The 6,247-nt window shown below is 49.6% G+C and carries 1 protein-coding gene, 2 tRNA genes and 3 rRNA genes; all 6 read right to left on the reverse strand.

Annotated features, from left to right (window positions below; translation table 11 throughout):
* Positions 1-200: 200 nt before the first annotated feature.
* Positions 201-488: a ComEA family DNA-binding protein gene (locus tag HMPREF2675_RS00645; RefSeq protein WP_070813709.1), complete on the reverse strand. Its 288-nt coding sequence runs from the start codon at positions 486-488 to the stop codon at positions 201-203.
* A 383-nt stretch (positions 489-871) separates the two neighbouring features.
* Positions 872-985: ribosomal RNA gene (gene rrf / locus HMPREF2675_RS00650) — 5S ribosomal RNA — on the reverse strand.
* 94 nt (positions 986-1,079) lie between these two features.
* A 23S ribosomal RNA gene (locus HMPREF2675_RS00655) occupies positions 1,080-3,968 on the reverse strand.
* A 347-nt stretch (positions 3,969-4,315) separates the two neighbouring features.
* Positions 4,316-4,391, reverse strand: a tRNA-Ala gene (locus HMPREF2675_RS00660).
* A gap of 5 nt (positions 4,392-4,396) precedes the next feature.
* Positions 4,397-4,473, reverse strand: a tRNA-Ile gene (locus tag HMPREF2675_RS00665).
* A 105-nt stretch (positions 4,474-4,578) separates the two neighbouring features.
* Positions 4,579-6,119 (reverse strand): 16S ribosomal RNA (locus tag HMPREF2675_RS00670).
* Together the 16S, 23S and 5S rRNA genes with 2 tRNA genes alongside form the textbook arrangement of a ribosomal RNA operon.
* Positions 6,120-6,247: the final 128 nt, after the last annotated feature.

A 6,247-nucleotide genomic window follows, 5' to 3' on the forward strand; every position in this document is an offset into this window, starting at 1 on the left:
GTCAAATGTTTTTAAGTACATATCTTTATTCCCTTTATCTTTTATACCCTATCCAACAAGAGACTATCCGTTTATCCCTTCACCCAATCTAAAGTCTCCACTGGTCCAAGTCTTCATTCCCACTGCCCCATACAAAGCCGCCCGTCAGCCGGAACCGGCAAACGGTTCGTCCTCGGGGCGGCATACAGGCAGAGTCAGGCTTATTTTTTCACGGCAGGCTGTGCGGCTTTAGGTGCGGCAGAAGAAACCGTCGCCTCCGCCTTCAACTTGTTCAGCACCGCATCACCGATGCCCTTCACGTTTTTCAGCTCCTCCACCGATTTGAACGTACCGTTCTTCTGACGGTATTCCACAATCGCCTTCGCCTTAGCCGGGCCGATACCCGGCAAAGCCTCCAGTTCGGCAGAAGATGCGGTATTGATGTTCACGGCGGCCAAAGAGAATGCTGCACAGACGGCGGCAAATGCACCAAATAAAAATTTCTTCATCAGATTTTTTCCCATAACATATTTGATTGAATCAGTCATAAAGTCTACCGAATAGTTTTATCCCAAGCGGTAAACACTGTCACATACGCAGATAGGGCAACAGCCCATACCCGCATAAATGCTTACGCCATATTAACGCAAATATCGTTTTATTTCAAATATTCTAAACAGTTAACTATAACTTTCAGTACTTTTGTTCAAGAATAACAACAGGATTATCATCCCTTAATTTAAACAACAAGAATACACGAACACTCAATAGGCATCGGAATGGGTATCGGTTCATAAAGATGCACCCATTACCCTACCTCCTATCATCAAACCGACAGAACCGACAGGCATGTAAAAAGCCCCCGACATCAGTCGGGGGCTTCGGAATGGGTGTTTGGCGGTGACCTACTTTCACATGGAAGAACCACACTATCATCGGCGCTGAGTCGTTTCACGGTCCTGTTCGGGATGGGAAGGCGTGGGACCAACTCGCTATGGCCGCCAAACTTAAACTGTTACAAATCGGTAAAGCCTTAATCAATTATTCGGTGATGACTGAATCAGTCAGTAAGCTTTTATCTTTGAAGTTCTTCAAATGATAGAGTCAAGCCTCACGAGCAATTAGTATGGGTTAGCTTCACGCGTTACCGCGCTTCCACACCCCACCTATCAACGTCCTGGTCTCGAACGACTCTTTAGTGTGGTTAAACCACAAGGGAAGTCTCATCTTCAGGCGAGTTTCGCGCTTAGATGCTTTCAGCGCTTATCTCTTCCGAACTTAGCTACCCGGCTATGCAACTGGCGTTACAACCGGTACACCAGAGGTTCGTCCACTCCGGTCCTCTCGTACTAGGAGCAGCCCCCGTCAAACTTCCAACGCCCACTGCAGATAGGGACCAAACTGTCTCACGACGTTTTAAACCCAGCTCACGTACCACTTTAAATGGCGAACAGCCATACCCTTGGGACCGACTACAGCCCCAGGATGTGATGAGCCGACATCGAGGTGCCAAACTCCGCCGTCGATATGAACTCTTGGGCGGAATCAGCCTGTTATCCCCGGAGTACCTTTTATCCGTTGAGCGATGGCCCTTCCATACAGAACCACCGGATCACTATGTCCTGCTTTCGCACCTGCTCGACTTGTCGGTCTCGCAGTTAAGCTACCTTTTGCCATTGCACTATCAGTCCGATTTCCGACCGGACCTAGGTAACCTTCGAACTCCTCCGTTACTCTTTGGGAGGAGACCGCCCCAGTCAAACTGCCTACCATGCACGGTCCCCGACCCGGATTACGGGTCTGGGTTAGAACCTCAAAGACACCAGGGTGGTATTTCAAGGACGGCTCCACAGAGACTGGCGTCTCTGCTTCAAAGCCTCCCACCTATCCTACACAAGTGACTTCAAAGTCCAATGCAAAGCTACAGTAAAGGTTCACGGGGTCTTTCCGTCTAGCAGCGGGTAGATTGCATCTTCACAACCACTTCAACTTCGCTGAGTCTCAGGAGGAGACAGTGTGGCCATCGTTACGCCATTCGTGCGGGTCGGAACTTACCCGACAAGGAATTTCGCTACCTTAGGACCGTTATAGTTACGGCCGCCGTTTACTGGGGCTTCGATCCGATGCTTGCACATCTTCAATTAACCTTCCAGCACCGGGCAGGCGTCACACCCTATACGTCCACTTTCGTGTTAGCAGAGTGCTGTGTTTTTAATAAACAGTCGCAGCCACCTATTCTCTGCGACCCTCCAGGGCTTACGGAGCAAGTCCTTAACCTTAGAGGGCATACCTTCTCCCGAAGTTACGGTATCAATTTGCCGAGTTCCTTCTCCTGAGTTCTCTCAAGCGCCTTAGAATTCTCATCCTGCCCACCTGTGTCGGTTTGCGGTACGGTTCAATTCAAACTGAAGCTTAGTGGCTTTTCCTGGAAGCGTGGTATTGGTTACTTCATGTCCGTAGACACTCGTCATCACTTCTCGGTGTTAAGAAGACCCGGATTTGCCTAAGTCTTCCACCTACCGGCTTAAACAAGCTATTCCAACAGCTTGCTAACCTAACCTTCTCCGTCCCCACATCGCATTTGAATCAAGTACAGGAATATTAACCTGTTTCCCATCGACTACGCATTTCTGCCTCGCCTTAGGGGCCGACTCACCCTACGCCGATGAACGTTGCGTAGGAAACCTTGGGCTTTCGGCGAGCGGGCTTTTCACCCGCTTTATCGCTACTCATGTCAACATTCGCACTTCTGATACCTCCAGCACACTTTACAATGCACCTTCATCGGCCTACAGAACGCTCCCCTACCATGCCAGTAAACTGGCATCCGCAGCTTCGGTTATAGATTTGAGCCCCGTTACATCTTCCGCGCAGGACGACTCGACCAGTGAGCTATTACGCTTTCTTTAAATGATGGCTGCTTCTAAGCCAACATCCTGGCTGTCTGGGCCTTCCCACTTCGTTTACCACTTAATCTATCATTTGGGACCTTAGCTGGCGGTCTGGGTTGTTTCCCTCTTGACAACGGACGTTAGCACCCGCTGTCTGTCTCCCGAGGAACCACTTGATGGTATTCTTAGTTTGCCATGGGTTGGTAAGTTGCAATAACCCCCTAGCCATAACAGTGCTTTACCCCCATCAGTGTCTTGCTCGAGGCACTACCTAAATAGTTTTCGGGGAGAACCAGCTATCTCCGAGTTTGTTTAGCCTTTCACCCCTATCCACAGCTCATCCCCGCATTTTGCAACATGCGTGGGTTCGGTCCTCCAGTACCTGTTACGGCACCTTCAACCTGGCCATGGATAGATCACTCGGTTTCGGGTCTACACCCAGCAACTGTTCGCCCTATTAAGACTCGGTTTCCCTACGCCTCCCCTATTCGGTTAAGCTCGCTACTGAATGTAAGTCGTTGACCCATTATACAAAAGGTACGCAGTCACACCACAAGGGTGCTCCCACTGTTTGTATGCATCAGGTTTCAGGTTCTATTTCACTCCCCTCCCGGGGTTCTTTTCGCCTTTCCCTCACGGTACTGGTTCACTATCGGTCGATGATGAGTATTTAGCCTTGGAGGATGGTCCCCCCATATTCAGACAGGATTTCACGTGCCCCGCCCTACTTTTCGTACGCTTAGTACCACTATTGAAATTTCGAATACGGGACTATCACCCACTATGGTCAAGCTTCCCAGCTTGTTCTTCTATCTCGACAGTTATCACGTACAGGCTCCTCCGCGTTCGCTCGCCACTACTTGCGGAATCTCGGTTGATTTCTTTTCCTCCGGGTACTTAGATGGTTCAGTTCTCCGGGTTCGCTTCTCTTATCCTATGTATTCAGATAAGGATACCTCCTAAGAGGTGGGTTTCCCCATTCGGACACCGCGGGATCATAGCTTTATTGCCAACTCCCCCGCGCTTTTCGCAGGCTTACACGTCCTTCGTCGCCTATCATCGCCAAGGCATCCACCTGATGCACTTATTCACTTGACTCTATCATTTCAAGAACCTCTCTGACTTCGTTTACCTACCCGTTGACTAGGGAAGCAAACTTGAAATTCCTACTTTGATAAAGCTTACTGCTTGTTGTGTCTTAATCCTGCCTTTTGTGTTTCAGGATTAAGTCGATACAATCATCACCCAAATACTGTGTTTGTTTTCTTTTCTCTTGCGAGAGATTTTTTATCCTTTGCAAAGAACAAAAAATCAAAACAAACTCATTGTCTTTGTTTGTTGATTTCGGCTTTCCAATTTGTTAAAGATCGATGCGTCGATATTTCACTTCGCAAATCAAAATAAGCTGCTAAGTATAGCAGGCTTCCTTTAATTTGTAAAGTTCTTGGTGGAGGCAAACGGGATCGAACCGATGACCCCCTGCTTGCAAAGCAGGTGCTCTACCAACTGAGCTATGCCCCCGTTCTTGGTGGGTCTGGGAGGACTTGAACCTCCGACCCCACGCTTATCAAGCGTGTGCTCTAACCAGCTGAGCTACAAACCCGGATTCTCTTCTTAAGCGAATCTTGTCTTCACTCAAGCTTTTCTCTTCCGCATCTTTTACAGTTTACCGATAAGTGTGAATGCATTAGACCTCTTCTTTCTCTAGAAAGGAGGTGATCCAGCCGCAGGTTCCCCTACGGCTACCTTGTTACGACTTCACCCCAGTCATGAAGCATACCGTGGTAAGCGGGCTCCTTGCGGTTACCCTACCTACTTCTGGTATCCCCCACTCCCATGGTGTGACGGGCGGTGTGTACAAGACCCGGGAACGTATTCACCGCAGTATGCTGACCTGCGATTACTAGCGATTCCGACTTCATGCACTCGAGTTGCAGAGTGCAATCCGGACTACGATCGGTTTTGTGAGATTGGCTCCGCCTCGCGGCTTGGCTACCCTCTGTACCGACCATTGTATGACGTGTGAAGCCCTGGTCATAAGGGCCATGAGGACTTGACGTCATCCCCACCTTCCTCCGGCTTGTCACCGGCAGTCTCATTAGAGTGCCCAACTTAATGATGGCAACTAATGACAAGGGTTGCGCTCGTTGCGGGACTTAACCCAACATCTCACGACACGAGCTGACGACAGCCATGCAGCACCTGTGTTACGGCTCCCGAAGGCACTCCTCCGTCTCTGGAGGATTCCGTACATGTCAAGACCAGGTAAGGTTCTTCGCGTTGCATCGAATTAATCCACATCATCCACCGCTTGTGCGGGTCCCCGTCAATTCCTTTGAGTTTTAATCTTGCGACCGTACTCCCCAGGCGGTCAATTTCACGCGTTAGCTACGCTACTAAGCAATCAAGTTGCCCAACAGCTAATTGACATCGTTTAGGGCGTGGACTACCAGGGTATCTAATCCTGTTTGCTACCCACGCTTTCGAGCATGAACGTCAGTGTTATCCCAGGAGGCTGCCTTCGCCATCGGTATTCCTCCACATCTCTACGCATTTCACTGCTACACGTGGAATTCTACCTCCCTCTGACACACTCTAGTCACCCAGTTCAGAACGCAGTTCCCAGGTTGAGCCCGGGGATTTCACATCCTGCTTAAGTAACCGTCTGCGCTCGCTTTACGCCCAGTAATTCCGATTAACGCTCGCACCCTACGTATTACCGCGGCTGCTGGCACGTAGTTAGCCGGTGCTTATTCTTCAGGTACCGTCATCAGCTGTCGGTATTAGCAACAGCCTTTTCTTCCCTGACAAAAGTCCTTTACAACCCGAAGGCCTTCTTCAGACACGCGGCATGGCTGGATCAGGCTTGCGCCCATTGTCCAAAATTCCCCACTGCTGCCTCCCGTAGGAGTCTGGGCCGTGTCTCAGTCCCAGTGTGGCGGATCATCCTCTCAGACCCGCTACTGATCGTCGCCTTGGTAGGCCTTTACCCCACCAACTAGCTAATCAGATATCGGCCGCTCGAATAACGCAAGGCCCGAAGGTCCCCTGCTTTCCTCCTCAGAGAATATGCGGTATTAGCTAATCTTTCGATTAGTTATCCCCCATTACTCGGTACGTTCCGATATATTACTCACCCGTTCGCCACTCGCCACCCAAGAAGCAAGCTTCTCTGTGCTGCCGTTCGACTTGCATGTGTAAAGCATGCCGCCAGCGTTCAATCTGAGCCAGGATCAAACTCTTATGTTCAATCTCTAACTTATAACTTCTGGTCTGCTTCAAAGAAACCAACAGGACAATGTCTAAAACATCATCTTGTCTGTCTTTTAAACAGTGTGAGGCCTAATGCACTCACACTTATCGGTAATCTGTTTTTT

Source organism: Neisseria sp. HMSC061H08, assembly GCF_001836795.1.
Classification (GTDB): domain Bacteria; phylum Pseudomonadota; class Gammaproteobacteria; order Burkholderiales; family Neisseriaceae; genus Neisseria; species Neisseria subflava_A.

Bases quoted from the DNA above. Each gene is read 5' to 3' on its own strand.
- HMPREF2675_RS00645 (WP_070813709.1), bottom strand. From the start codon at position 488: ATGAAGAAATTTTTATTTGGTGCATTTGCCGCCGTCTGTGCAGCATTC.